Raw genomic sequence first — 25,439 nt, forward strand, 5'->3', positions numbered from 1 at the left:
TATACGGGCTGCAATACGAAAGTTTGAAGTATGTACGGTGCATTTTTTTCTATCTTAGTAAATAAATATTGTTTGTGAGGGCAACGAGTTTGCGCGATTATTCAAGACATACAATATAGCCTGACACGAACCAGAGCATCTGGTAACCTTTTCGGTAACCTGCTTGGTTTACACACGTTGGGAAAAGCTTCTAGTTCAGCAATTCGTAGATGTTTCTGTACAAACGAATTGCGGAAATTGCACCATCAACGGTTTAATTTGACGACTTCCTTTGGAGCGTATCCAAGCCGCATTCTAAAAGCATAATGTCTAAGTAGAATGGCTATCACTTCTTACTGCTAACAACCCATCATGAGTGCGACTTTGGAAGATCGCAAGAGTTTGATTTTGTTCAGTCCTCCCAAACTGAAAAACGTCGCGCGCGTACGAGCAAGATACCCGGATTATGTGCACTCTTGACCGGCGGCTGAGTATTCGCTTTTCAGGCCAATTTCCGGTAGAGAGGCCAATTAAGGATTTTGAAACTGGACAACAATGTTCAATTATGAACAAATTTATACAGAAAAAAGACATTAACGAGCTGATATAAAGCACATTTGCTGTTTTGGTATAGTTGTTTTACCCGCGTTCTAAAAGACTTTTTTTTCATCCATTCGCGGACCGCACTTACTGAATTGTGACGGAAGGACCTGAAAAGACGGTAAGATATTTTCTCCGGCTGCAGTCCATAATTTGATCCGCAAATTGAACATGGTTAACCCGTTTTATTGAACATTATGATCAGACATTATTTTAGAATAGCGCTAAGGTCTTTACTCAACCGTAGATTTTCTACCATAATGAACGTAACCTGCCTTACGTTCGGGATTGCAGGAGTGCTTATGATTGCGCTTTACGTCTCAGATGAGTTGAAGTATGATCAGTACCATAAAAGAAAAGACAGCTTATTTCGGATCACTTCAAAATACCAGCAAAAAGGTTCAGAATATCTTTCTGCACAAACAGACGGGAATGTCGCAACAACAATGCTGCAAAAATTCCCGGAAGTTGAGCATACTACCCGGCTGCTATCAAAGGATGATGTTTTTCTGTATCACAATGCAACTGCATTTAAGGAGGGGATCATATACACCGACTCGTCGTTTACCAAGGTATTTGCGATTGATCTTTTAGCGGGTAGCCAGGCGACATGCCTGATCAATCCGTCTTCGATCATAATCAGTAACAAGATCGCAAAAAGACTGTTTGGCAATAACTGGAAAGAAAAATCTGTGATTGGGCAAACCTTGTCCCTGGACGGCCGCATTCCGTTAAACATCACTGGCGTATTTGAAAGTTTTCCGAGCCATTCCCACTTTGAATCGGAGCTATTAGCCTCAGTGCCAACTGGGCAGCAGGATTGGCTGGGAGATAAAAGCAAGGTTTATACCTATGCGTTGCTGGCAACAAATGCAAATGTTGAGCTCCTCAAAAGTAAACTTAAAGCATATAAGGAATTGTCGGGGAATAGCCATACAGAGCTCAATCTGCAACCGATCACAAAAATCCACTTGTTTTCAAATTTTGGAGATGAAAATGGGTACGTCGGTAATATTAAAAACATCTATTCGCTTGTTTTCGTCTCTCTATTGTTGTTGATCATGACGCTGGCAAATTTTGTCAATCTGTATACGGCAGGATCTTTTGGCCGGTTAACAGAAATCGGCGTAAGGAAAGCGATCGGGGCGGTTAACAGGCAGTTACGGCATCAATTTCTTTTGGAGACTGCAATAAGTACCTCGCTTGCAATACTTATTGCAGTGTTGGTAGTCTCGTTTTTTCTGAGGGATTTCAGCGCAATGACTTCCAAGCGCTTCGCTCCGGAAAATTTACTCGACGCGAATATTATGTCCCTGCTACTTGGCTTTTTTGTTGTTATACCTCTAATAGCCAGTTTTTACCCTTCACTATATCTGTCCTCGTTCAAAACCATGGATGCATTGAAAGGTAAAATGAGGGAAAAGCGTTCCATTTTTGGTTGGAGAAAAGGGTTAGTCGTGCTTCAATTTTCGATTTCCACCATTATGATTACGTTGAGCACCGTTTCTTACTATCAGGTCAGTTTTCTCAACAACAAAAGTCTGGGATTTGATAAGGAAAACATCGTAACCCTGTCCAATCCGTATATGCTTGGATCAATCGATAAGATTGTTGCATTTAAAAACCACTTGCTGACAATACCGGGTATTGTTAATGCTTCCATTACCGGCTATACTCCTGCGCAGAACCGATGGGGCAGCCCCAAGGTAACTTTTCCTGCCAGAGATCAGCATGACCGGTTAGCCGCGCCCGCCAACTGGCTGACTGTCGACGAGGGCTTTATCCAAACAATGGGAATACAGCTCACTTCCGGAAGAAACTTCTCCCATGTCCATGAAAATGATATTCAGTCCATTATTATCAACGAAACGGCTGCCAGGCATTTCACGAAGAACGCCAGAGAAAAAGATCCACTGGCGCTCGAACTATCCATACAAAACGAACGGGATTCGGTTTACGCAACTTATAAAGTGATCGGTGTTGTTAAGGATTTTAACTTTGGATCTCTTCACGAGGTGGTGAAACCGGTGGTTATGAAGGTCGGCTATCACCGATTCGAAATGGCGCTTCGGCTCTCACCTGAACGAACGCGGCAAGAAGTGTTGAGACAGATATCGATGATCTGGAAACAAAACAATCCGGCGATACCTTTCCAATACGATACATTAAAGGACCGGTACAACCTTTTGCATAAATCCGATACGACAAGCAGCAAGATTTTTCTCGTGTTTTGCATTTTGATCGTAATTATTTCTGGATTCGGATTATTCAGCATTGTTGCTTACTCTATTTTAAACCGAACCAAGGAGATAGGCGTGCGCAAAGTTTTAGGCGCCTCCGAACTGGGCATCGTATTGCTGCTCAGTAAAGAATTTAGAAATCCTTTGATTGCTTCTTACGTCCTGGCATTGCCCGTAGCATCGATCATTGCCAATAAATGGATCAATGACTTTGCCTACAAAATTGAAATATCATTTTGGCTGTATGGTATTACGGCCTTAGTGCTGTTTATAATAACCGGCCTGACCCTCGGGTTTCAATCCGTAAGGGCAGCGGCAACTAATCCTATCGAGAATTTAAGGGATGATTAATTCCAAAATCCTTAAACGTCGTTGCCGGATGTATTTAGCGTTAAAATCTCACTGTTATGAAAATTAAATTTTTGCTGGTAACACTGGGATTGTGTTCCATTGCTGGATTTGGGGTAGACGCTCAGGTCGTCTCCGATAACAAACCCAAAATAGCTTTTACTTTTGACGACGGGCAAACAAACGATTTCCCCGGGTACAAATTGGAAGAGTGGAACGAGTTGTTGATCAGCCATTTACAAAAGCATGGCTTGAAAGCAATCCTTTTTTCATCAGGTGCTAATAAAACCGATGAAAAGGGGAAATATGTATTGTCGAGCTGGAACAAGGCGGGACATCTGATTGGAAATCATACATTGACCCATCCCAATTTCAACAGCAAGAATATTAGTCTTGATGATTTCAAGCGGGAGTTTGTAGCCAATGATTCGATCATCAAGCAATATTCCAATTTCTATCCCTACTTTCGGTTTCCCTATCTGAAAGAAGGTAATACAACTGAAAAAGTAAGTGGGTTCAGGGAGTTTATGAAGAAAAGTGGATATAAAAATGGGCATGTTTCTATCGATGCATCTGATTGGTACATTGACAGTCGGCTGGTAAAACGGTTAAGGGAGAATCCCAAAGCTGATGTTTCGGGGTACCGAGCTTACTACAAGGATCACCTGATGAGCCGCGCGTTATACTATGATTCACTTTCGACCATACTAACTGGCAGAAAAATAAGCCACATCATACTGCTACATCATAACCTGGCAGCTGCTCTCTTCCTGCGCGATTTGATCCAGCATTTTAAAGAAAATGGATGGGAAGTCGTTGATGCTGACGTGGCTTATCAAGATAAAATCTACCAAGAAAAACCTTCTAACGTTCCAGCGGGAGAAAGCCTTGTCTGGGCACTTGCAAAGCAATCCGGTAAATTTGAAGGTGTGCTGCGATACCCGGCAGAAGATGTTATTTATGAAAAGCCGATAATGGATAAACTAGGCTTGTGAATGGGTCTTGGGAAATGACTTATAAAAACACCCTGCATAGTTTGCTTGGCTGGACCTATCAAGACCAACGCGCTATCTTTGAAATCAACAAGGTCTGGAACATGGATTTTGCGGTCCGCCGCTGCGGTCCAAGACGCGCTTTACAATGGCGAACGGTTCCGGGTATTAACTGTAGTCGATAATTGTACGGGGCGGCCCGGCGGCAAGATTTGCCCTGGTTTACAGCCTGGTAAATCTCTAAAAGGAGCTGATGTTGTGGCTGAACTAACAAAGATTCGCCTGGTGGAAGGCTGTTTCCCCGAACGGATTCAATGTGATAATGGCAGTGAATTTGTCCGCGGCGGCGGACCGCTCGCAGGAAATGGACCTTTGGGCATATTCAAATGGTGTTACGCCTGACTTTTCAAGGCCCGGAAAACCCACTGATAATCCGGTGGGCGCCCCTGCATTTATCTTAATAGCGCGGTTGATCATGCTCCCCCGGGTCATTATCTTTTATATTTGTTGCCCAGGCAGCATAGCCTGAGCGCGGCTTGATTCTCAACCATAGCATTTAATTATCTTGAAACCATGACAAATCAAGAGGCCATAGAACTAATCGATGGCGGAGCCAATGGCGAGCATGCGCAGTACTGGTTAGATTTGGGCTGTGGGACGGGAACTTTCACCAAAGCCTTGGCGACCATGCTGCCAGCGTACAGCAAGATTACCGGCGTGGACAAAAACACCCAACAGCTTCCGCCACAAATGGGCAAACAGGTTTCGATCAAATTCATCGAGGCCGATTTTGGAACAGAGGCGTTGGAGATGGCGGGGTTAGACGGGATCCTGATGGCGAACTCCCTTTCATTTCATCAGGGATAAAGAATCCTTAATCCGGCGTCTGGAAATCCATTTTAGTACAAGTAGAAGGTTTTTGATTGTCGAGTATGACACAACAGCACCCAATCCCTGGGTGCCATATCCCATTGACTTCAAAGGTCTAAAAAGCCTGTTCGACCGTGTCGGGACTTATACGATATCAAAACTTGGGGAACGCAGGTCGTTGTATGGTTCCGCGATGCTCTATGGTGCGCTAGTTACGTCCCCGGTCCAGTCAATAAGATGATACCAAATCTGTCGATTGACATTTATCAACGCAATTCCATGATTTAGGTCAAAGGCAACTGCCACAGATACCGCTAGTTTTGCATCGTACAAAACATAAGCAACATGGAAAATGCTGCACAGCTTTTAGAAGACAGCCTCTTAGTTATCTGGAATGATAGAAACGCGGAACGTAGGTTGCAGGCCATGCAAAACGTTTACGCTGAGGATATTCACTTTTACGAATCTAATCAGGGTCCGGCGATTGTCGGTTACGAGCAAATCAACGATGTCATCTCCAATTTACAGGCGCAATGGCCAATAGAATTCCAGTTTGAAATCACCCGGCCCGCGAGCGCAAACCATCAGGTGCAGCACGTAGCGTGGAACCTGGGCGTTACGGGACAAATGCCCGCCGCGTCGGGAATGGACGTGGCCATTATTGAGAACAGGAAAATTCAATCCCTGCATCTTTTCCTGGATGCTCCCAAGCCCTGAAACAAAGAAGCAGTTATTTGTAGATTGTTTTCTTTCGTACTCGGCTGAGCGTTTCGGGGGAAATGCCAAGGTATGACGCAATCATGCTTTGGGGAAATCGCCTGACGAATTCTGGATACGTCCTGGCTAGCACCTCATACCTTTCTTCCGCATCCATACTGATTGCAGCGTGAATGCGCTTTTGTGTAGCGATGGTCCCTTTCCGGTCAATTTCCCGCACCATTTCATCGATTGCCGGGATGGCCGCGCCGAGGTTCTTCATGTCTTCATGCGTGACCAGCAGCACATCGGAATCTTCGGTCATTTCGATGTAGTAAATGGATGGCGTGTGAAGATTGTAGCTCTCGTAATCGCCAAGCCACCACGATTCGACAGCGAGCCTGATAATCGTCTCCTGGCTATTCTCTTTCATCGTATACATCCGCCCGGCACCTTTCACGATGAATGCCATGTATTTACAAACATCGCCTTCCTGTAACAAGTACTGACGTTTCCGGAGATGCCTGGGTTTAAATGCTGCTGTTATTTGCACCTTCTCATCAGCTGTGAGCGTGTGCGAAGATTTGGATTCGATGTATAAAAAAAGCGGTTCGTGGGTCATGCTGTCAGTTCTTTCCATTAAAAGTAAATCTCTCGGGTTGCATTGACAAATGTCAAGATGAATCTACTGCGTTTGTCAATGCGTAGCCGGAGACGCCGTGCCAATTTTGTGATGTCAAACAACAGACAGATCATGAACACAACACAAACAAACAGCATTGTCCGGTTGACGCGCCAGGGGCCGCCATCAGTATTGGAATATACCACTGAGCAGATCGGCCTGCCCAAACCGCACGAAGTCCTGATCCGGCATGAGGCGATCGCATTGAATTTCGTGGACGTATTGTTCAGAAATGGCAGCTTCCCGTTGCGACAGCTGCCGGCGACCATCGGCGTGGAAGCCGCAGGCGTAATCGAATCGGTGGGCAGCGAAGTGACCGGCTGGGCAGTCGGCGACCGGGTCGGATACTACTTTTCCATTGGGGCATATGCCCAGCAGCGCCTGATCGATCCACGACAGTTGGTGAAGTTGCCGGATGATATCACCTTCGATCAGGCGGCTTCTTTGCTTGCAAAAGGGCTCACAGCCCGAATGCTGGTTAAACAGGCATACCCCGTCCAAGCTGGTGATATTGTACTCGTACATGCTGCTGCAGGAGGCGTCGGATCGCTTATAAGCAGATGGGCGAAATCGTTGGGCGCAACGGTCATCGGCACGGTGGGCAGCGAAGCCAAAAAAGCAATCGTCGAGCCGTACGGACTGGATCTGGTGGTGGCCCTGGATAAAGAAGATTTGGCTGAAAAGATTCATGCTTTCACAAATGGCCGGGACGTCGATGCGGTGTTTGACGGGGTTGGCAAGGCAACTTTCGGCAAGTCCGCCGCCCTTACCAAATCGGGCGGTACCATTGTGCTTTACGGGGCTGCCTCCGGTGCCCCCGAAATAGATAATACCCTTCTGAATGCAAGGCAAATTAAATTCTTACAGCCGTCACTAGGGCAGTATTTACCCGACCCTACAACCGTGAACTTTGCAACAGCTGAGCTATTTAACGGCTTTCAAAGCGGCATGTTAGGAAAGGTCACACCAATGATATATCCATTATCCGAGGTAAGCCAGGCCCATCTGGACCTGGAAGCTAGCCGAACTACGGGCTCAGTCATTTTCCGTCCCTAAACATTTAGTTTCAACACATTTTATGATTTCAATGTCTAGATTAAAAAATAAAACTGCTCTGGTTACAGGGGGAAGCCGGGGCATCGGTGCGGGCATCGTCAGAAGCCTGGCTGCGGAAGGCGCAAATGTGGTGTTTACCTACGTCAATTCAGCCGGGAAAGCCGAAGAGCTGGCGCAGGAAATTCAAGCGCTCGGCATCCAGGCGCTGGCCATCAGGGCCGACACGGGCGTTCAAAGCGATATTAATGCGGTGGTTTCAGCCGCCGCGGATGCATTCGGACGTATTGACATACTCGTCAACAGTGCAGGCCTTTTTGTTACCGGCGCGGTGGATTCGACAGATACGGACCTGGATGCATTTGCCCGCCAATGGGACGTTAATGTCCTTGGCGTCGCTCACACGGTCCGGACGGTATTACCATTTATGAAAGATGGAGGCCGGATCATCAACATTGGCTCGACGGGCGGCAGTCGCTCACCTTATCCGGGCATCGGCGAGTACGGCGCGACGAAAGCGGCTTTGGCAGCCTATACCAGAAGCTGGGCCAGGGATTTAGGAGGTCGAAAAATTACTGTCAACATCATCCAGCCCGGACTCATCGACACCGACATGAACCCGGCGGATGGCGCTTTCAGCACTGAAATGCTGAAAGCCGTAGCGCTCGGTCATTATGGCAAACCGCAGGATATTGGTGCGGCAGTTGCGTTTCTCAGCAGCGATGATGCTCGCTACATTACCGGTGTTACGTTGAATGTGGATGGCGGGCAAAGTGCCTAGAAAACCGCTGGTCATTGAGCTGTACTTGCAAACGCCATCGGGGCGAATGAGATGGCGTAAGAACGACATAATAGTTGCGGCGGAGCGCTTCAATATCTGCAAGAAAAGGATAATCAGTATACCCCTGCGTCCCGTCGCAGAAAATGGTACCCCGATCCGGCTTGTTCAGCCCTGCCCCCAATTCAAATCATGCCGGTAAGTCGGGATTGGCCAGGAATAATGTTCCGAAAGAAACGCGTTTTTCAAGATTCAAATTGTTCCCAGCAGGACAACCAAGAGCGCCTCAAAGGACGCTTTCTTCATTCAAATAAATCGTTTTTTCGCGAACTCAAAAGATAACTATACCAATGTAAGCCAATCTTGGTCAAAGCGTACGGTAACCTTTTCGGTAACCCCTGCTTTGTCTAGATACTAGTTTACTCTGGGCTGTCACCTATATACTAATCCTTGGTATTCGTATTGTTCTTTCTGGCAACGCAAAAATTGTACAGCTTCCTGACTGTATCTCACAAAATGCAAGCGACTGCCCAGGCGCAAATTTACAGCAAAACCGATGACCTGTCTATTTTCCGGGAAGTAGGCAAGACCGAAATTGCACTAAGAATAATAGAATATTTACAGTTACTAAGGATAATGCGGAGCCGGATTGAGTTTCACATTATTATGGAAAAAAGAAGTCCATCCGGATTTCTTTTTCTTTTTGTGACATGCTTGATCACAGCGAGCGTCATGAAATGGGGTTATCCAGTAGCAAATTCCGATTTACGTATCCTTTAAACCGTCGAGTTCCGAAAAACACATTAACAGCCGCGATCAGTACATAAAAAACGGGTTGCAATGCGCCGAAAATGTCGTTTATTGCACATCCGTCAACAAGGCAATAACCAAGCTATGCTGCTAACAACGAGACGAATTTACATGTTAAGCGACACTTTCAATGTTGATATTTTTATAAAATTTTTAGCTAAATTCGTAATTCTCAAATATCGATTTTACCGTACAAGCGAAGCCGTAGAAGTCCTTACACTGCAAACATTCGCGTCCATTTAACTCAGCAGTTGGCAGGTAGCATGAAGTTGAGTCATTCATCTAATCGACAGGTTTGACTACTAAGCAAGATGATAACCAGGATCATTTACGTGGCGGGGCTATTGTTGACGATAATGCAGGCAGCATATTGCCAACCTACCAAAAGTAACCTTGCAGTTAAAAAACATCCACAGTTTTCACTCCCCGGTCGGCTTGCGAGGCTTCGAATGGCCAAAGAAGATACCGCCAAAGTCGATCTGCTTCTGGAAATAAGCAGTATCTATAACCGCCGGCAATCGACGGGAGCTCCGGATAGCTCCATTATGTTCGCACGACAAGCCGCCGCACTTAGCCAAAAGCGCGACTATACGGCTGGTTATTGCGAAGCGATCTTTCTGGTCTGCAAGTCGCTGCTTAAAAAGCCGGACTTCCGCGCCGCAGAGCGCACCCTCGATGAAGCCACCGGGGAGCTCAAAGTAAGGCTCCTGCTGGTTCTCAGTGAAGACTTTCTCGGCAAAATGGATTCCTGGCCCGACGAGCTGCGCAAGGCACTACCTTACATAACAGCCGCCAAAAGGCTCAGTGCGCAAGTCGGGTCGAGACATTGGATTACGGAAAGTACAATCGTTCAGGCCAAATGGCACTTTCGCATGGGTCAGATGACTCTCGGAAAGAATTGCTTTTATGAAGTCATTCGCTATCATCAGCAGATTAAGGACAAACCGGGGGAAGCACACTGGTGGCAGGAGTTGGGCCGCTATATACCTGATACCGATAGTACTTATGCAATCGAAATATACAGCTTACGCAAAGCTAGAACACTTTTCAAAGAGTTGGGAGATGCGGCGGAAGAAGCTGACTGCGTGCAAAACGAAGGTTTTATACACTCGGAGCACGGCAGGGACGACCTGGCAGAAAAGTATTACCTCGAGGAACTGCGGATTTTGAAAGCAGGCGGCGTCACCAGGAAAATGTCTTCCTGCTAAGAAACGGGCGGTCAATTTTTTGGATGTCGCTTCCTCCGCTAGCGCTTTTGCACCATTCTCGCAATACTCACCTATTGCTGAACGCTCGTCATCAGGGTCGGGCCATGCGCAACTCGGACAGTCAAAACCTCCCTTTTGGTTCATTTTTGACAACGCCCGAAGGCCCCTTAGAGGAATACCTTCCTCTACCAGATCAGTCAGCGCAGCCACTACGGCCGGCACACCTGCCGCCCAACGCTTTGACGGCTTGCTAGTCAGATTCAATAACTTCTGTGGATTTTCCGCAGACGGGTTCTCCTCTTTCATTTGATTTAGCTGTTTGGATAATCATAATTATCACTTTGGCCTTCCAAAGGGTTTTCCATACATATGAAATCCTTCTCAACCAAGATCTTCACTTGAGTATTGTTTTCCGAAAAACCCACAATTTCAGTCGTCGACAATTCGTCAATCATTTCGCCGGGCATACCTAAGATGATCGCTTTTCCGTCAAAATCGATTGATAATCGATGTCCATTGGTCCTGACAATCGAATAAATTAGCATACGAGTTACAAACTGAGCGTGCTCCGTCACCATGCCGTCTTCGGCTAATTTTGTAACATCTGTCTTCGTGAGGCGAAAGCGTATGAATTGTTCTTTGATCCGTATTTTCATCTGCATCTGTTTGAATCTACGTGTTGACTAACTCGTCGGAGAATAAACGTGATCAGTTTACTCCTCTCAAAAGTGTAACTTTTATGATCTCCTAACAATTGATTGAGTCTGCTTTGATTTGTACTGATCATCTGTATTAGCAGACGTATGTTATGGAAACGAATTTTCCCGCAGAGCCCTGAAGAATAACGAGGTCGCTGTTTTGCGTGTAACTTAAGTACCTAATCATGGTAGTTCTAATCCAGCAGCGAATACTAAGATGGAGATCAAACACAACTACTGGACGCAGATACTAATTGTACTGTGGATAAGCATCAATTTGACACCTCACCCTTTTATACTATCTTGCTGATAATTGCAAACTAGTTAAAGCAATGGGTGAGTGATTCGGTGAGTATTAAATACATCATTAGTCATTTTATTGACATTCAATGAGTTACATAGAAAGATATGATTCAGTGGAATATCCTAGAGCGCCTCAAAGGGCGCTTTCTTCAATTAAAAAACTCGTTATTGTGAATTTTTAAAAGATAAGCCCGTCATTGCGGTTCAATCCACGCCAAAGCATCTGGTAACCTTTTCGGTAACCTGCTTTGCGTACAACAGTTTGGTTAGCCTAGCATATAAAGCCATGGATGTCCGTACAAACGGTGAAACAACAAAGAGAAGGATATTACGTACTAATCTGTGAAAGGGGATCACGAGAGAGATGGTGAGAAAATAACCAAAAAAATCCTTTTAAGACAGACATCATTATAATGAGCCTCCAAATGAACCAAGCAAGTATCCATACCTTAGGGGCGACGACCAGGGAGTAACCTCATGATCACGTATAGCAACCGAATCGTTGGATACTAAATGGTAAGTTTATATTTTGGAATAACTTTTCAAATTCTCCTCACATTGAAAAAATTGCTGAGAATAAATGCGGTAATGGTGGCAGTGCTTTTTATGGTAGCTGTTGTCCCCAACTATTATATTAACTATCAAGTGTATGTTAGTGTAATGGATTCACTCGCTGGTTTCGAATGGCTTACCTTTTTAGGCATATTAACGGCAGGTGCCCTGGTCTCTGCTCTTTTTGCATGCATCAAATTTAAAAACATCTCATACAAACGTCGGTTTTTAGGAGCTAGTTTTCTCTTCAACCTGGCATTTTTCCTTTTCATTTCGTACCACGGGACACTAGCAGTTCTTAGTGCCAAAAGGCAATCCGACGCATTGTTGTCGGAATACAAAACCAAGGCTGAATCTGACATGAAAAATGGGCTTATAGTTTACGAGACCGCCGGATTACCAATATCATCCGGTCGAGCAGAGCAAATAAAGGGGCATAAGATCGACAGCCTAATGAAGACATATGGTCTTGAAAGCAGAAATACCGGATGTATGGTTACAGCTCCATTGTTGAAAGCCCAATCCGAATACGAACGACTTACAGAGCCATTCCTGGATCTAAGAAACGGCCCTGGGTGGAAACACCGAATGAAGCTGCAAATTGAGAATATCAGAAAGGGGCAATTCTAAATTATTCAACCGAAAATGTTGAAACCAGGTAAAAGCAAAAACACGGGACCAACTCAAAGCTTTTAGGCAACGATGGAAAGCTACACCTCTTATTTCTACACCCTTAGGCGGTTACCCGACTTTCGGGTAAAGTATCAGCTTCTTCCACAAGCAGATGAAAGTTCTCCCTATATACTTCAAGGAACGAGGTTTGATTTCCGTTATTCCAATGACGGCCCCTTGAAGAATTCCCACTACATGATTTGGCCAGAGTTTGAAGATGACGGAGGGTTCACCATTTTAAGTAAATGGTTGCCCATTCATCCTTCGGGCACTGCCAAGATGTGGATTATAAACCAAAGCTTGCGAGAATATCACCAACTGCATTTGAAGGTTGGGTTGGTTGGTTACATGACTAGTGGATCTATCGATATTGCTATTTGTGAAGTATCCGAATTATTGAACCTTGGTATGCTCTGATCATCCTTACGATTGTCATTCTACTCGCCAGAAAGGTTGAGACCATCCAAAGTTAGAATTGAAGATAACCCTTGGTGTACTTAAAAGCTAGTGCACGTTCAAGCGGTTAACCAATTCACTCGAATTGTTTGTCAATCCGGTCTCGATCATACCTAAGTATCAAGTCATTATGTCTTTCATAAATTGACCTCAACGTTTCTTTATCTGTTGCTATAATGTCAAGTCCCCGGTCATCATACATCTGTAGAATGAGTTTCCTCTCGATGTTTACAAAATAAACCTCCTTATTTGAAGAACGACTGTTGTCAAGCCTTGGTTGTCTGGGAGGAAAGTCAGAATGCCCAATTGCAGTAAAAATATTCTCGAAGCTTATTCTGTCCGACGTTAATTTAACAACAGCAACATCATAGTCATCGCCAGGATAATAAAGTCCTTTTTCTTTTGAATAATAAACTTCCGCCTTCCTGAGCTTATTAATTTGTTTGAATGTAAAATTGCCAAACCTTATTTTCCTGCGTTTGTACTTCCAGTCGATAAGCACCAAGTACACGTTGTCAGACCTGCTAAATGCGGTTTGAAAAATTATCGAGGCTCTTCTGGTAACTTCCTTAAAATATTCGTCAGTGCTTGTGTCGCCCTCCTGCAAGTCAAAACGGAGGCCATGATTCCAATTATAGAATAAGGGCATTTTAAGCCTCAATCCTTTGAAATTGTCATTTAAGAACTGCCTGTATTCTGTTTTAACTGTCTTCACCTTTTTGCTTTTTTAAATACACTAAGCGATAGATACGAACTTTTTGGTTCTACTCCACCCCTGAAAAGACAATGAGCGATTTGATACCCATGTCCCAGCGGATGCCTCCCAAGAATTCTGGCGCGGAAGGTTAGCGCGGCATTTTTTATTTGGCGCAGCCTCCATTTTTATGCGAGAGATCGTCGAGCAGGACAACGAAAACGCAAGAATAAAACATAGATTACTCAATAATAGGCAGTTGCGGCAGTAGACTCTTGATCAACCCATCACTTACTGCATCGAGCTTTAAAATAGCCAGCTGCTTTATTAGTAGTTCTTGCCTGGCTTTCTCCCGCACCATCAAATAATCCGACTCGATTCGGGATTCACACGAGGGGTCATTGCTGTTAAAATCGTCTCGGACTTGGATAAACATGTCCACTGTATCCCTGGCACAGATAGCAACATTGACGACAGACTCTAAATCCCGCGCCTTTATGTATTCCAGGGTACTTAAAACTGCAACACCCGCATCCAATGCCTGAGAACATGCAATATCTGAAAAATCCTCCGTGTCTGGAATTACTACATCAACAGCGTCAATCAAATCCTTGATTTGCCGCTCAGAGTATGGCCTGTCCTCCCTCAGAATTAGAAAAATTTCATCGATTACATGCTGGATAACCTGAGGGCTACCCCATCCAAAAGCACTGACAAAGTTCTCGTAGTTTGGGTAAAGATGTACGCAGGTTATGGCCGCGAAAAGTAACCTTCCTTTGTCGGATAATGAAAGTAGTGCAGCTCTTATGTCGAGTTGAAAATTATCCATGTGATATTTGCAGTGGATTCCTTTGGCTTTACAAGGTAAAATTCGTGACAAAATATTAAGATTCTATCGGGTAATGAGTTTACTGAACTTACTTATACAATATAGATATCTACCGTAACCGCGGTCCGGGTTATACCTACTCATGAATTGCCGCTTACCCATACCCTCTTCTGGCGGGCAAATACCCCGCACGTCGTTGGCGAGAGGATTTTATAAGCTGCTTTAAAAAAAAGTCAATCATGCCCCCAATTACGGACCAAATTAGTTTGAACACCCGCCTGGCTTCGATCGTCATCGACCAAGCCGTTATGATATTCCTGTGCTCAATGGCGGTCGCGCCAGCCGCATTTCTTGTCGAAGGCTTGTCTCCTTTTTTATCGGAGGCTTATGACTATCCAGCACTGTTGGCGCCTACAATGTACCTGTGCAAAGACACAGTAAATGGGAGGAGTATAGGGAAGCGCCTTCTGAATTTGCAGATAGTTAATGAGGGTGACAGGCAAGTCGCTTCTCCCGCCAGATGTGTTGTAAGAAATGTAACCCTTCTCATTTCGCCGATTGAACTCCTGATCGCGATGTTGAATCCATCACGCAGATTGGGTGACCGATTGGCCGGCACACGACTGAAATTTAGTAATGAGCCACTTAGGGATAGTTCCCGTGTTGGTCCAGTCATTTCAGTATTTTTCATCGTCTATGCACTCATTATCTTAACCGCATTCCTGTTAAAGGGGTGGCAGAAATACCTGTTTATGCTGAACTAAGTTTTTGAGACACGTGCTTGTTGGGCACTTACTCTAAATCTGAGAACACAACCTTGAAATCCAGCGACTTAGCCACGAGATATTGTCTTCTTGTTATTCCAAATTCCTTTTCCGTTAATGGCCCAATTACTTTTTCACGTGCTTCCTCGACAGAATTAATCGAATTCTTCAATGGTAAAATGTAGTATAGTGTCACCTCCCGATTTATACCATCCAGCGTAGTTGGATGTTCCTTGAGAATAATGAAATTATCGTCCACACCGGCGGCGAAAATGCAAGGTCCAACAACGCCAACCCAGTACTGGTCGAACTCCAAAAAACAAAGACTCATGTCAGCCCTATCATCCGTTGCCCACAACGCGAAACGGTCGTTAAGTTTAACAAAATCACCTGTCCAACAAGACGACAGAAATAATGCGAGGTACAACAATAGTAATCTGGCAACTTTCATGAGATAAGGATGCTAGTTTTCCGCTGAAGTTCTTTCAGGTAAAATTTTGTTTATGAAGCACTTACTCTTCCATTATCCATTGACACAGATCATCCACAGGCCTTGCTAGTCTTCCTTGAAGCCATTCAGCCAACAAACTCGGTGAAAAATCCTGTTCTGTTGTCTCAATAACCCATGACAAAAAATATTCTGGTCCCCCCCGCTGATCACACTTTCAACAGCTGGCTCTCTTGTAAGATACTCTTTCAAAGGGCTAAAAACCGGTTCTTCCATCTTTGGTTGATTTGCACGCAATATAGGGGATGAAGTCTTGACCCGATTTTGATTGCGTCCAGAAAAACACCATTTTTGAAAAGACGTGCTTAGGTAGCCAGCGCGACAGAAATACTCATAAATAGCGTAATCATTTTGTTATCGCTTAAAAGTAACGTTCATCTGTTTTTTGCGGCGAGAATTCGATCAACTAAAACAGAGCTTAGATCCGCATCATTTTTGATAATTGCTAAGAAAATAATCCTCCAATTCAGTTAGCTGGCCAAAATATTGATGAATAAAACTACATTATAACAGCAGTCGACAGTCTGAGAGACCGTCAAATTTCGACATTGCTGGCGAAGAGAACCAATGACGCATGCGAGCTCACCCTTAGGAACAATGCGCTGGAAGAATGTTATGTTTCGTCCGATGATGGCGTGCCTTTGGAAGATGTAAGCAAAATGCTTGGCCACAGAAACATCAGAACCACAATGCGTTATTGCCGGGTGAGAAAATCATGCATCAGTGAAAATGTTGGACTAGTAAGGGAGAAGCTATTTACCAAAAACGGTAAGCTCCGACAGACTTCATGAGCATTAACAAATACTACTTGACTTGGGCATGTGGTTTAATGGCTATCACAGATCAGCTAGAAAAGTTTATCGATACAGAGGCTTCACCGGGTCAATGAAAGCGCCTGTTAAGGTGCTTTTGTTTCACTTAAAGACGTCTTCTCTGATTTCGAAAGCAAGTTGTAAGCTTCGTCGAATGCGACGAAGCTTACAACTTGCGGTTAATGCAATTATTAATGCAGCGAATACCTCGCTGTTTGGTGGCGGCGGTGTCGATGGCGCAATACATCGAGCAGTCGGGAACGCGATTCTTGAAGAATGTCGTAAAGTAAGGGAGAAACAAGGTGGCTGTAAAGTAGGTCAGGGCGCAATTACGACCGCAGGGAAACCACCAGCGAAATTAGCTATTTATACAGCACGGCCAGTTTTAAATGGAGGGAGTAGTAACGAGGACTACTGAAAGCTTCTGCGTATTACAACTGATTAAGATAGTGTCAGCAAACTAGATTCATGCGATAGCTTCCCCAAGCATCACCATCGGCATTTACAAACTTCCCAAACGCGGGACGGCTTTACACCACTGTAAACCTGGCAATACCCGATACAAATAATTCAGAATTTGTCACACTCGCCTACCTGAATTTAAAATTGTATTACCAACCGGTAAGGGCCTGGCCATGAAAAACCTAAAATAGCCAGAACCAACGGGGTTAATCACTCTACTGGCCGCTTACTTCGACCCAGCCATTTTCCATACGCCTGAAAAGCTTGCCCGTAGTCGTATCAAAGTAAGAAAATCCTGGGGGAACGGAAGCTGCGACAGGTCTAGTATTGCCATAATTATCACTAAAAACCCCCGCACTTTTGTTTCCCGCCCGGTAGCAATTAATAGCAAGGGCGTCGGTTGTCCCATTGAACATCTTGGTGAAGGAGTTGTTGGTAATAGTGAGGTTTCCCCAATGCCGTTGATCTCCGAAAATAAACCCTTGCTGAACAATGTTGTTGTCGATAATCGAATTGCGAAGCGTACCAGCAGCCCCAATGGTTACCCCTATTAATTTGGAACTAAGTGTAGAAGTTGCATCTTCGTTTCGAAGCATATTACCCGAAATGATGATATCCTCGCTGGCCTGATAAAGCAAATTAACCAATACACTTCTTTTCATGCCGGGAATCAGCACCGTGTTATTGGTAATGGAAACAAACCGCGCACTTCCTAGCGCGATCGCCGCGCTGTGGTTACCGTTCTCTATGGAATCCGGTATCGCCAGCTTAAATGTACAACCGGACACCTTTACATTATGCCGTTTGTAAACGTCTGGAAACGGGATAGTGTCAAGCTGCCTGTCGTCGTTATAAATTGCAACCGCTCCAAAGTCCCGACTCGCATGTCCCTCGAACAGGCAGTTGGACACAACGATATTACCCTGCGCTCCAATCTGATCGGAATCGATACCAGTACTACCGTTGATATGGGATTTGATGGTAATGTAGTTTTTTCCGATCCCCCCTTTGAATCTGCATCGTTCTATCACTTTATTACTGCTGTTGAAGGTATCCAGCAAGTCACCCGCCCTGCCATTAGCATCGAATACGCAGTCCGTAACATAACTGATCTGCCGCGTGCCGCCGCCACCCAAATGGAGCAGCTCCCTGTTATCGTCATTGTTGGTGCCGGCTTTGAAGTCACACCTGCTGATCTCGCTATCGGCCTCGTAAACGGCTAAACCGATGTTTTCAAACGTGGTATTCCTGCTGGTGAATTTGACATGCGGCTCTTCGTTTTTACTGCCCTTATCGGCGGGAATTGTCCCGATCACAATTGCCCAAGTGTCATCGCTGTTATTAATATTGGCGTCGATTTGTTTGATAGCGCAGTTTTCGAAATTCACTTCGGTTCTCTTTTTTGATTCACCATCATTCAGGAACTTGAATGCACCAATCCCTTTGATGATCCTGCAATTGCGGAAAGTTACATCCGCATTGTAAAACGCCACCTGGCCGATAGCTATCGTTGCTGTATCGTTACTCTCAACCGTATATGACCCGCCATCATGATAGTCCACGACATTAATCGTGACGTCATTACTCAGGAAAGCATAGCTACCGTATAATTTGAAATTCTTTTCTGCGATAATGTTTCCACTTTGGATAGAGATAAAGCCATTCTTAATCGTACCATTCTTCAGTGCGCCACCGTGAAAAAGCAGGTTTGACGTTGGGGGAAGGGTTCTGACATTTCCTTTCAGGTTTAGCGTGTCGGTAATAACAAAGGTTGTGTTCGGCTTTGAGATTAGCGCTTGGGTTAGTCCGACGTTAGGGTTGTAAGCTCCGAAATAGGCGGGGTCGATTATTCCGTTGAAATCATGTACCCATTTTGTGCTGCTATTTACCACGATCACCGAACCGCCATCCTCAGCCGCGGTGGTATCCGACAAGTAATAATTAATGGGATCAGGCGTATCTCCGGTAGTATAATAGCCCAGTACCTGCACTCCCTTTACAATATTGTTCTGAACGTTCGCGATTTTATCGCTGGAAAGAGTCCTCAATTCCTGGATTGAGTTTACCTTATAAAAATCATCTTCTGGAACCGCTGCATTTATACGCGCAGCATCAAGTCCCTGTAGCTGCCGTTCGTAATAACTTCCGTCAGGCCCCTTAATGAACCGGCCAATCTGTCCGAAAGCTGGCAGGCTCCCTATGCGACGCTTCCATATTGACCCATCGTAAATCACAGATTCAAAATCGGGCCCTAGTTTATCAAAAGTGCTCAAAGTATCGACCTGATAGACCGGAATCAAATCCTGTCCTTTAACAACCTGGCTGGCGACAAAATAGGCTGCGCTCAGTAGCAGGCAGAGTAGCTGTTTTTTCATAAATAACGTCAAGAAATGTTGAAGCGAAAAGCGCTTGAATTACCAAGATAGGTGAACTCTCAGCTGAACACCGGCAAAAAAAGTATATTTGTAGGATAAATAGGTATATTGCTGCGAATATTTTCTACCATTATGTAATAACTTAGTAGAAGACAACTTGTGTAATCCTTATCTATTCTTTTGTTTATGAGGTGTTTTTTACTTGCTTTATCATTCCTCTGCTTTTATGTTCCCTTCGCCTTCGCGCAATGGGAAACGAATCACTGGCTTTTTGGAAACCAGGCAGGCCTGTCGTTCAATGGTAACGTAAGTACCCTATTTTTCGGCAGCAAACTGCACCAATCAGAAGGATCGGCTGTCGTGTCCGACAGGAAAACCGGGCAGTTGCTATTCTATACTGATGGTTTGCGTATCTGGAACCGGCACAATGAAATGATGCAGGGTGGTTCGAATCTACTGGGCAGCTCGACATCTACCCAATCGGCTCTGATTGTCCCAGCTCCTGGTACATCCGATCGCTATTATGTTTTTACAGTTAAGGCATACAATGATGGACCAGAGCCTGGGTTACATTACTCGCTTGTAGATATGAAGCTGAATGATGGTTTGGGAGCAGTCGTAAAGGAAACAAAGAACAAGTTGGTGGAAGCCCGCACCACCGAAAAATTAACGGCCATTCCCCACGTCAACGGACAGGACTACTGGGTTTTGGCGCACATTTTGGATAGCGATGAGTTTTTGGTTATGAAGCTTACGGAGCAAGGAATTTCGATAAGGAAACGCAAACATATTGGTACTGTCCACAAAGGGGGTGCACAGGTCAAAAGTTCCGAGGCAATGGGCTATCTGAAGGCTTCCCCTGACGGAAAGCGATTGGCTTCGGCAGTGTACGGTCTGGAAAGACCTTTTGAGCTGTATGATTTCGACGCCCAGACGGGAGAACTTTCAAACTACCGTAATCTTGGGAATTTCAGCTACCAGTATGGCGTGTCTTTCTCACCAGATAACACTAAGCTATATCTCAGCGGCTTATACTCGTTTCACGGTTCTTACCAATTCGATCTAGCAACACCCGATCATGTAACGACTAAGCTTACACTGACAGACACGCTGCGCGGTCAACCATATCTAAGCTCCTTGTCCGGTGCATTGCAGTTGGGCATCGATGGTACATTATATTCAGCGGGCCGCTCGCCGGCACGAAGCCACCCCCATCGCGGACAGATTGCCATCATCAGCGAACCCAATGCAGCTGGAACGGAATGCCGGGTGGGTTATCGTCCGATTGCTTATAACGGCAGGACACCGTTATTCGGGCTACCTAATTTCATTCAATCGGCCTTCAACCAGCATACGGAAACGAAGAGTGAACTCGTGCCCGATCTTGTCAATGTATATCCCAATCCCGTTTTCCAGAACAAGCTAACGATCGAGCCTCTCACGTCCGATCAAGCTGTTGAAAGCTTCGTTGTTTACGACCATGCGGGCAAGATGGTCATGCTTCGCGACGAGCCCGTCGCCGCGAAGCTCGTCATGGACACTTCCAGCTGGGGAAATGCAGGTATATATGAGGTAGTATTTAAATGCAGGAATAGAGCCATTTCAAAGAAAATCTTCAAGCAATAGCCACATAAACACATTGCCCTGCCCAACCGCATGTTGATCCCAGCTGGCGTCAGCAAGTATCAAGGGCACCGCGAAGGTTAGGAGCTTTGAGACTTATATTGTAAAAAAGGAAAACCTATTGGGACTGTAACTAAATAAGCGGTATTGCCAGGGAGCGCGACTTGGCCGTACTCACGGCTCTATTTGTGCATGTTCTATTACAGTATCCTGCTTGAATGGCGGCGGGATCAAAATCGACAATGTGGTGTTCGTTATCGATTGTGGCATGTATGTGAGCCCCGATACGGTGAAGGCGCAAACCGAGGGAAACATCGTAATGGGCATATCGGCGGCCATAAAAGGCGGGATCATTTTCGAAAACGGAACTTGCCAGCAGTCCAACTACCACGATTATCCGATATTGCGCATGAATGAGATGCCCAAAGTAGAGGTTTATATTATGGAAAACATCGACGCCCCTGGCGGCGTTGGCGAGCCGGGTTTACCGCCTGTTGCCCCGGCGTTAGGCAATGCTATTTTTATGGCTACCGGCATCCGGCTAAGAAACCTTCCAATCGACATCATTTCAATCGAAAAATGAGTCAGTCGCTAAAAGATCAGGCATCCTTCTCATCCTATCATGTACCGTAATCAAAATGCTTTATATCTCTTCAAACGAAATGTTATTAAAATGGACAAAACGATTAATTGAAGGTGCAGCCCGGAGATGAAATTGCTTACCGGTATGTCGATAATATTGAAGGCTAAATTGTTCAAAAGTCATTTTTATACATAACTCTTCCATCCAGGCCAATTAACTCTGCTTTATCTACTTCACATAACCCGTTTGAAATATATCCAAGACCAGCCAGGTTTTTGGTGTCAGTAGTAAACTGCGTTGAAAATACTTTCTTTTCATTTACTTTAACAGTAGCTAACTTATTCTTTACGATTAATTCTATATCTGTCCACTCGCGTACATCAAAGGATATCGGCAATAAATCATTATCAGTTCCTTGCATTATCTGCTCACCAAATTGTATCATAGCTTCGTGTGCACATCCTTTTGTCGTGCTTCTCAAAATCATAAATGACCGCTGGCAATAAAGCTCTATTTCCAGGTAAGGGCAAGCGTTGGGTCTTACCTCCCGCATTCTCACCCTGGTTTTAAATTTGAAATTATCACTTGGTATATTCATTTGATTCGGGAAGTAAACGTAATGGTATCGCTTGTCTTTCTTAACGTCGATACCATCCGTCAGCAATTGTTCAACAGTCAGGCCAAGATTTCCATTACTAACGAAACTATCAGGTTTAAGATATTCTGGTGTGTAGTTGGCTATGTTATCAATTGAATAAAAAAACCATCGATCGGTTGGAATACTTACATCAATCTCTCTGATGGCAGAATCATTGGCTATAAGTTTAGCAACGTGATAACCAGGCTCGTAATATATATCCGTGAGCGTATATTTGTTTTTGTAAATTCTCACCCTTCGGTTTGCATCCCAGGATTGTTGAATAAAAAAGCTATCTGCCTGCACGTTGTCAATATTATAGTTAAATACTACTGAATTCGGGATATCATTTGAAGTATTCTTCCGGAATGAAAAAGATGCACTTTTTGCATTTCTAACCATTTCCTTTGGTGTGTCGAAAAAATAAATACTGGCGAGAATAATGACGACACCCAGTATTGATAAATATTTTAAGCCGGATTCATCACCTACTTTTTTTACCGGTTCTTTCGTTGGTCCATTCTTGATTTTGTCGGCTTTATAATCCTGCCACGTCTTGTAATCGAAGTAATTGGCAATCGCATTAAGTGTAGCTATTTGCGGCAACCGGTTAAACTCCCCATAACCAAGTCGTTTTACTGTTGTCCCACTGATCAGGATGCCTGACTTTTGTCTTAGCTGCTCGCCAATATGATCAAAATCCCGCTGCGTCATATTGGCGAGATCACTATACCCATTGTCATTAAAGATCTTGATGATGCTTGCTTTTATTATAATGTGTTCGTCCATGATCTGTTCTATTTGAGTCCCTCCCAGGATTTCAGACTATTGAAAGTACAATTTGACGTAAATTAATTCATTTCCTTCGAACGGTCCACCGCGGTTTCAATTAAAAAAAGTCGCTTAGGAAACTCCAAGCTGCCGGCAGATCTCCCCGGGGCGTACACCTGTCTCAGATTGCCTAAGCGCAAAAGCGATGGCACCGGTCACCCGGCTGAGCGGAGGTCATTTCAAAGCCAGTTAAACGAATCGCAGGAAAAATGTTAGAACGCTGCCCTACTTCATTCAGATACCGAAAAAATTCCTGAAACCCACATTTGCCGAGTTTTGAGGGATTTTGCTACGCTTTTGTTCATGAATCTGTTGTTCTCCAGTCTTTATTTGCGGACAAACTCATCAGTAGGCGCACAATATCATGCTCCACCTAAGAATACGGACGAAACATTTTAAAGAAAAATATATGAGCATATACTTGACAACAGGTCGCATTTTTTTTGGTTTAGGGATAATGGGGATAGGGATTCTGCAATTGTTCTCCACAGGGGTCCGGTCCATTATTATACCAGAGTTAAAAAACATTCCATCAGATTTATCATTTATAGTATATTTCATAGCGGCGTTGTTAATCAGCACTGGGCTCATCATTATAATCGGGAAAAAATTTAATTTTGTGTCATTGTTCATGGGGATATTATTCCTGGCATTATTCCTGTTTGGTCATCTACCCTGGTCTTTATCAGCAGGGTCGTTTAATAATTACTGGGTCAACACAAATAAGATTTTAGCATTGAGCGGGGGATTCCTGGCGATCTCAACAATTAATGCAAGAAAATCGCAACATAAAATTATGCGGTTGCTTGCTCAAATAAGCCCACTGGGCATATATCTCTATGCGATCATGTTATATAATTTTGCAGTAGGTCATTTCAATAATTTAGAAGGAATCAGTAATATTGTACCCAAGTATATTCCATTTCCAGAATTTTGGACTTTCCTAGGTGGTGTAACATTGATGGGGTCAGCGATAAGTATTTTTAGTAGTTTTAAAGTAAGAACAATCATGCTACTGCTTGCGCTAAATTTATTCATCTGGTTGTTGTTGCTACACCTATATTATAATATTCTCTATCCGCAGTGGCAGGACAATGAAAATTTTATTGGCTCCTTAACCTGTTTATGTTTTTGTGGCACTGCCTTAGTTATTTCTCAAACAACATCAAAGAAAAATAAGACATACATTCAACAGTCACCTGACGACGTCCAGCAGTTTTGAACGAGCCATAAAAGCCGATAAGAGATATTCCGCTGAGTCAGAAGAACTGATCGCTCACGGATATGTGCCGAATATTAGATATAGGTCCTCAGCAACCGCCTCGTATCAAGTTTGCTGATTGCCATTTAGAGTTCTTAAACAGGGAAATAAGCATAAATTTTAAAGCATTAGATATGGAAAACATAAAAGTGACATGTGGCTTAACAATATCTCTCGATGGATTTGCTGCCGGCCATAATCAAAGTTTCGAAAAACCATTTGGAGAGAATTTCGACTCGGACTTGTTGGATCACTGGATGTTCTCCGAGCCGGAAAAGCATAGACATAAAAGAGAAATAGATGCCATTCTTGATGCCGGTGCCTTTATCATGGGCAGTAACATGTTTGGGCCCAAAGACAGAAGGGACACACCGGAATGGAAAGGCTGGTGGGGCAACAACCCTCCGTATCATGCTCCGGTTTTTGTGCTCTCCCATCAGGAACGTGCGCCAGTAGAAATGGAAGGTCGAACGATATTTCATTTCGTTACGGACGGCATTGAATCGGCGCTTGAAAAGGCAAAAGAAGCAGCAGGAGGCTGGAATGTAAAAATCATGGGAGGAGCAGATACTGTCAATCAATATTTGGCTGCGGGCCTCATTGATGAATTGTGGTTGCATGTAGCCCCTGTCACTATTGGTGCTGGCGCGCGGCTTTTTGAAGGGGTGCCGAATCTCAAGCTCGAACCGGTCGAAGTAAGTGGAACCAGCGTAGTGACACATATTAGATACAAAGTTTTGAAATAAAATTTGTATCAACAGCTTGATAAATTTGTTCAAATTAAAAATTTACACATAAGCTCGCTCGGTGGTGCCAAGCCACTTGCTGGTGGCTTACTTTGCCCTCAATATCCGTTTTTACCTGATGACGGCACTCCGGACATGGGTCGCAGACAACAAATCAGTCAGCATGTAGCAGTCAGTGAAGATGGTGTTATGATAGTAGCCCACTCGTTTGGTGCGTCCATGCTGCTGGCTTACTTTTCTGAATTCAAGGTCAAGCGAAAGGTCGCTGGAATTTTCTTCGATAACCTTCCAGCGAGCAGCTGAGTCGCCGTACACTCTTGGCGTTAGAAGTCATGCTTATCGAAAGCGACACCATAGCCGTAATTGCGGAAAGCAAT

At 44.4% G+C, this 25,439-nt stretch carries 23 protein-coding genes; 16 read left to right on the forward strand and 7 right to left on the reverse strand.

The window, feature by feature from the left end; genetic code table 11:
- Positions 1-839 precede the first annotated feature (839 nt).
- From BMW93_RS20835 to BMW93_RS20850, 4 genes are all read left to right on the forward strand, one after another.
- Positions 840-3,170: an ABC transporter permease gene (locus BMW93_RS20835; RefSeq protein ID WP_177194148.1), complete on the forward strand. Its 2,331-nt coding sequence runs from the start codon at positions 840-842 to the stop codon at positions 3,168-3,170.
- Between the two features lie 56 nt (positions 3,171-3,226).
- Positions 3,227-4,162, forward strand: a complete 936-nt coding sequence (locus BMW93_RS20840) for a polysaccharide deacetylase family protein (protein ID WP_090380856.1) — start codon at positions 3,227-3,229, stop codon at positions 4,160-4,162.
- Positions 4,163-4,732: 570 nt separating this feature from the next.
- A complete protein-coding gene (locus tag BMW93_RS20845) occupies positions 4,733-5,026 on the forward strand; it encodes a class I SAM-dependent methyltransferase (RefSeq protein ID WP_090380859.1) in 294 nt (97 codons plus the stop codon).
- Positions 5,027-5,374: 348 nt separating this feature from the next.
- Positions 5,375-5,746, forward strand: a complete 372-nt coding sequence (locus tag BMW93_RS20850) for a nuclear transport factor 2 family protein (RefSeq protein WP_090380862.1) — start codon at positions 5,375-5,377, stop codon at positions 5,744-5,746.
- A gap of 13 nt (positions 5,747-5,759) precedes the next feature.
- Here BMW93_RS20850 and BMW93_RS20855 read toward each other — a convergent pair whose 3' ends face one another.
- Positions 5,760-6,365 (reverse strand): Crp/Fnr family transcriptional regulator, encoded by a 606-nt coding sequence (locus BMW93_RS20855; RefSeq protein WP_218147718.1) that lies wholly within the window; start codon positions 6,363-6,365, stop codon positions 5,760-5,762.
- Positions 6,366-6,479: 114 nt separating this feature from the next.
- Here BMW93_RS20855 and BMW93_RS20860 point away from each other — a divergent pair, with 114 nt between their 5' ends.
- The 3 genes from BMW93_RS20860 (at position 6,480) to BMW93_RS35515 (ending at position 10,256) form a co-directional block, all read left to right on the forward strand.
- Entirely contained in the window at positions 6,480-7,463 is a 984-nt protein-coding gene (locus BMW93_RS20860) for a quinone oxidoreductase (protein WP_090380865.1), read from the forward strand.
- Between the two features lie 31 nt (positions 7,464-7,494).
- Entirely contained in the window at positions 7,495-8,241 is a 747-nt protein-coding gene (locus BMW93_RS20865) for an SDR family NAD(P)-dependent oxidoreductase (RefSeq protein WP_090380868.1), read from the forward strand.
- A 1,118-nt stretch (positions 8,242-9,359) separates the two neighbouring features.
- Complete coding sequence (locus BMW93_RS35515; RefSeq protein WP_177194149.1) at positions 9,360-10,256, forward strand: hypothetical protein; 897 nt, start codon at positions 9,360-9,362, stop codon at positions 10,254-10,256.
- A gap of 311 nt (positions 10,257-10,567) precedes the next feature.
- Here the strand turns inward: BMW93_RS35515 and BMW93_RS20880 are convergent, their stop codons facing one another.
- On the reverse strand, positions 10,568-10,912 hold the full coding sequence (locus BMW93_RS20880; RefSeq protein ID WP_143061688.1) for a DUF7009 family protein: 345 nt from the start codon (positions 10,910-10,912) through the stop codon (positions 10,568-10,570).
- A gap of 903 nt (positions 10,913-11,815) precedes the next feature.
- Between BMW93_RS20880 and BMW93_RS20885 the strand changes: the two genes are divergently transcribed.
- Together BMW93_RS20885 and BMW93_RS20890 are read left to right on the forward strand one after the other, a co-directional pair.
- Entirely contained in the window at positions 11,816-12,439 is a 624-nt protein-coding gene (locus BMW93_RS20885; protein ID WP_143061689.1) for a hypothetical protein, read from the forward strand.
- 72 nt (positions 12,440-12,511) lie between these two features.
- Positions 12,512-12,898, forward strand: a complete 387-nt coding sequence (locus BMW93_RS20890) for a hypothetical protein (RefSeq protein WP_090380872.1) — start codon at positions 12,512-12,514, stop codon at positions 12,896-12,898.
- Positions 12,899-13,013: 115 nt separating this feature from the next.
- Here the strand turns inward: BMW93_RS20890 and BMW93_RS20895 are convergent, their stop codons facing one another.
- Together BMW93_RS20895 and BMW93_RS20900 are read right to left on the reverse strand one after the other, a co-directional pair.
- A complete protein-coding gene (locus BMW93_RS20895; RefSeq protein ID WP_090380873.1) occupies positions 13,014-13,652 on the reverse strand; it encodes a DUF3885 domain-containing protein in 639 nt (212 codons plus the stop codon).
- A gap of 220 nt (positions 13,653-13,872) precedes the next feature.
- The gene (locus BMW93_RS20900; RefSeq protein WP_090380874.1) at positions 13,873-14,460 is read right to left on the reverse strand and encodes a DUF416 family protein; all 588 of its coding nucleotides are present in this window, start codon (positions 14,458-14,460) and stop codon (positions 13,873-13,875) included.
- Positions 14,461-14,699: 239 nt separating this feature from the next.
- Here BMW93_RS20900 and BMW93_RS20905 point away from each other — a divergent pair, with 239 nt between their 5' ends.
- Positions 14,700-15,224, forward strand: coding sequence for an RDD family protein (locus BMW93_RS20905; RefSeq protein ID WP_090380876.1), 525 nt, complete (start codon positions 14,700-14,702; stop codon positions 15,222-15,224).
- 28 nt (positions 15,225-15,252) lie between these two features.
- Here the strand turns inward: BMW93_RS20905 and BMW93_RS20910 are convergent, their stop codons facing one another.
- Positions 15,253-15,675 carry a hypothetical protein gene (locus BMW93_RS20910; RefSeq protein WP_090380878.1) on the reverse strand — a complete coding sequence of 141 codons (423 nt, stop codon included), beginning with the start codon at positions 15,673-15,675 and terminating at the stop codon, positions 15,253-15,255.
- Between the two features lie 942 nt (positions 15,676-16,617).
- Here BMW93_RS20910 and BMW93_RS35230 point away from each other — a divergent pair.
- Positions 16,618-16,962: a macro domain-containing protein gene (locus BMW93_RS35230; RefSeq protein WP_229240642.1), complete on the forward strand. Its 345-nt coding sequence runs from the start codon at positions 16,618-16,620 to the stop codon at positions 16,960-16,962.
- A gap of 259 nt (positions 16,963-17,221) precedes the next feature.
- On the opposite strand, the gene BMW93_RS20925 is transcribed toward BMW93_RS35230, so the two are convergent.
- Positions 17,222-19,381 carry a hypothetical protein gene (locus BMW93_RS20925; protein ID WP_090380885.1) on the reverse strand — a complete coding sequence of 720 codons (2,160 nt, stop codon included), beginning with the start codon at positions 19,379-19,381 and terminating at the stop codon, positions 17,222-17,224.
- Between the two features lie 186 nt (positions 19,382-19,567).
- Here BMW93_RS20925 and BMW93_RS20930 point away from each other — a divergent pair, with 186 nt between their 5' ends.
- Both BMW93_RS20930 and BMW93_RS20935 read left to right on the forward strand, forming a co-directional pair.
- Positions 19,568-21,007, forward strand: coding sequence for a T9SS type A sorting domain-containing protein (locus tag BMW93_RS20930; RefSeq protein WP_090380887.1), 1,440 nt, complete (start codon positions 19,568-19,570; stop codon positions 21,005-21,007).
- A gap of 196 nt (positions 21,008-21,203) precedes the next feature.
- Positions 21,204-21,587: a molybdopterin cofactor-binding domain-containing protein gene (locus tag BMW93_RS20935; protein WP_255372355.1), complete on the forward strand. Its 384-nt coding sequence runs from the start codon at positions 21,204-21,206 to the stop codon at positions 21,585-21,587.
- Between the two features lie 172 nt (positions 21,588-21,759).
- On the opposite strand, the gene BMW93_RS20940 is transcribed toward BMW93_RS20935, so the two are convergent.
- The gene (locus tag BMW93_RS20940; RefSeq protein WP_090380894.1) at positions 21,760-23,013 is read right to left on the reverse strand and encodes a hypothetical protein; all 1,254 of its coding nucleotides are present in this window, start codon (positions 23,011-23,013) and stop codon (positions 21,760-21,762) included.
- A 451-nt stretch (positions 23,014-23,464) separates the two neighbouring features.
- Here BMW93_RS20940 and BMW93_RS20945 point away from each other — a divergent pair, with 451 nt between their 5' ends.
- The 3 genes from BMW93_RS20945 to BMW93_RS35890 all read left to right on the forward strand — a co-directional run bounded on the left by BMW93_RS20945 (position 23,465) and on the right by BMW93_RS35890 (position 25,365).
- On the forward strand, positions 23,465-24,277 hold the full coding sequence (locus BMW93_RS20945; protein ID WP_090380896.1) for a hypothetical protein: 813 nt from the start codon (positions 23,465-23,467) through the stop codon (positions 24,275-24,277).
- A gap of 173 nt (positions 24,278-24,450) precedes the next feature.
- Positions 24,451-25,062, forward strand: coding sequence for a dihydrofolate reductase family protein (locus tag BMW93_RS20950; RefSeq protein ID WP_090380897.1), 612 nt, complete (start codon positions 24,451-24,453; stop codon positions 25,060-25,062).
- Between the two features lie 3 nt (positions 25,063-25,065).
- A complete protein-coding gene (locus BMW93_RS35890; protein ID WP_090380899.1) occupies positions 25,066-25,365 on the forward strand; it encodes an alpha/beta hydrolase in 300 nt (99 codons plus the stop codon).
- Positions 25,366-25,439 lie beyond the last annotated feature (74 nt).

Origin of the sequence: Dyadobacter sp. SG02, from assembly GCF_900109045.1 — a bacterium.
Taxonomy (GTDB): Bacteria; Bacteroidota; Bacteroidia; order Cytophagales; family Spirosomataceae; genus Dyadobacter.

What these genes read in the sequence shown, in the direction of transcription:
- BMW93_RS20940 (WP_090380894.1), bottom strand. Translation starts at nt 23,013, where the DNA reads ATGGACGAACACATTATAATAAAAGCAAGCATCATCAAGATCTTTAAT.
- BMW93_RS20910 (WP_090380878.1), bottom strand. Translation starts at nt 15,675, where the DNA reads ATGAAAGTTGCCAGATTACTATTGTTGTACCTCGCATTATTTCTGTCG.
- BMW93_RS20900 (WP_090380874.1), bottom strand. Translation starts at nt 14,460, where the DNA reads ATGGATAATTTTCAACTCGACATAAGAGCTGCACTACTTTCATTATCC.
- BMW93_RS35515 (WP_177194149.1), top strand. Translation starts at nt 9,360, where the DNA reads ATGATAACCAGGATCATTTACGTGGCGGGGCTATTGTTGACGATAATG.
- BMW93_RS35230 (WP_229240642.1), top strand. Translation starts at nt 16,618, where the DNA reads ATGAAAGCGCCTGTTAAGGTGCTTTTGTTTCACTTAAAGACGTCTTCT.
- BMW93_RS20905 (WP_090380876.1), top strand. Translation starts at nt 14,700, where the DNA reads ATGCCCCCAATTACGGACCAAATTAGTTTGAACACCCGCCTGGCTTCG.
- BMW93_RS20840 (WP_090380856.1), top strand. Translation starts at nt 3,227, where the DNA reads ATGAAAATTAAATTTTTGCTGGTAACACTGGGATTGTGTTCCATTGCT.
- BMW93_RS20865 (WP_090380868.1), top strand. Translation starts at nt 7,495, where the DNA reads ATGTCTAGATTAAAAAATAAAACTGCTCTGGTTACAGGGGGAAGCCGG.
- BMW93_RS20930 (WP_090380887.1), top strand. Translation starts at nt 19,568, where the DNA reads ATGAGGTGTTTTTTACTTGCTTTATCATTCCTCTGCTTTTATGTTCCC.
- BMW93_RS20835 (WP_177194148.1), top strand. Translation starts at nt 840, where the DNA reads ATGAACGTAACCTGCCTTACGTTCGGGATTGCAGGAGTGCTTATGATT.
- BMW93_RS20925 (WP_090380885.1), bottom strand. Translation starts at nt 19,381, where the DNA reads ATGAAAAAACAGCTACTCTGCCTGCTACTGAGCGCAGCCTATTTTGTC.
- BMW93_RS20845 (WP_090380859.1), top strand. Translation starts at nt 4,733, where the DNA reads ATGACAAATCAAGAGGCCATAGAACTAATCGATGGCGGAGCCAATGGC.
- BMW93_RS20945 (WP_090380896.1), top strand. Translation starts at nt 23,465, where the DNA reads ATGAGCATATACTTGACAACAGGTCGCATTTTTTTTGGTTTAGGGATA.
- BMW93_RS20950 (WP_090380897.1), top strand. Translation starts at nt 24,451, where the DNA reads ATGGAAAACATAAAAGTGACATGTGGCTTAACAATATCTCTCGATGGA.
- BMW93_RS20890 (WP_090380872.1), top strand. Translation starts at nt 12,512, where the DNA reads ATGGAAAGCTACACCTCTTATTTCTACACCCTTAGGCGGTTACCCGAC.
- BMW93_RS20880 (WP_143061688.1), bottom strand. Translation starts at nt 10,912, where the DNA reads ATGAAAATACGGATCAAAGAACAATTCATACGCTTTCGCCTCACGAAG.
- BMW93_RS20855 (WP_218147718.1), bottom strand. Translation starts at nt 6,365, where the DNA reads ATGGAAAGAACTGACAGCATGACCCACGAACCGCTTTTTTTATACATC.
- BMW93_RS20860 (WP_090380865.1), top strand. Translation starts at nt 6,480, where the DNA reads ATGAACACAACACAAACAAACAGCATTGTCCGGTTGACGCGCCAGGGG.
- BMW93_RS20850 (WP_090380862.1), top strand. Translation starts at nt 5,375, where the DNA reads ATGGAAAATGCTGCACAGCTTTTAGAAGACAGCCTCTTAGTTATCTGG.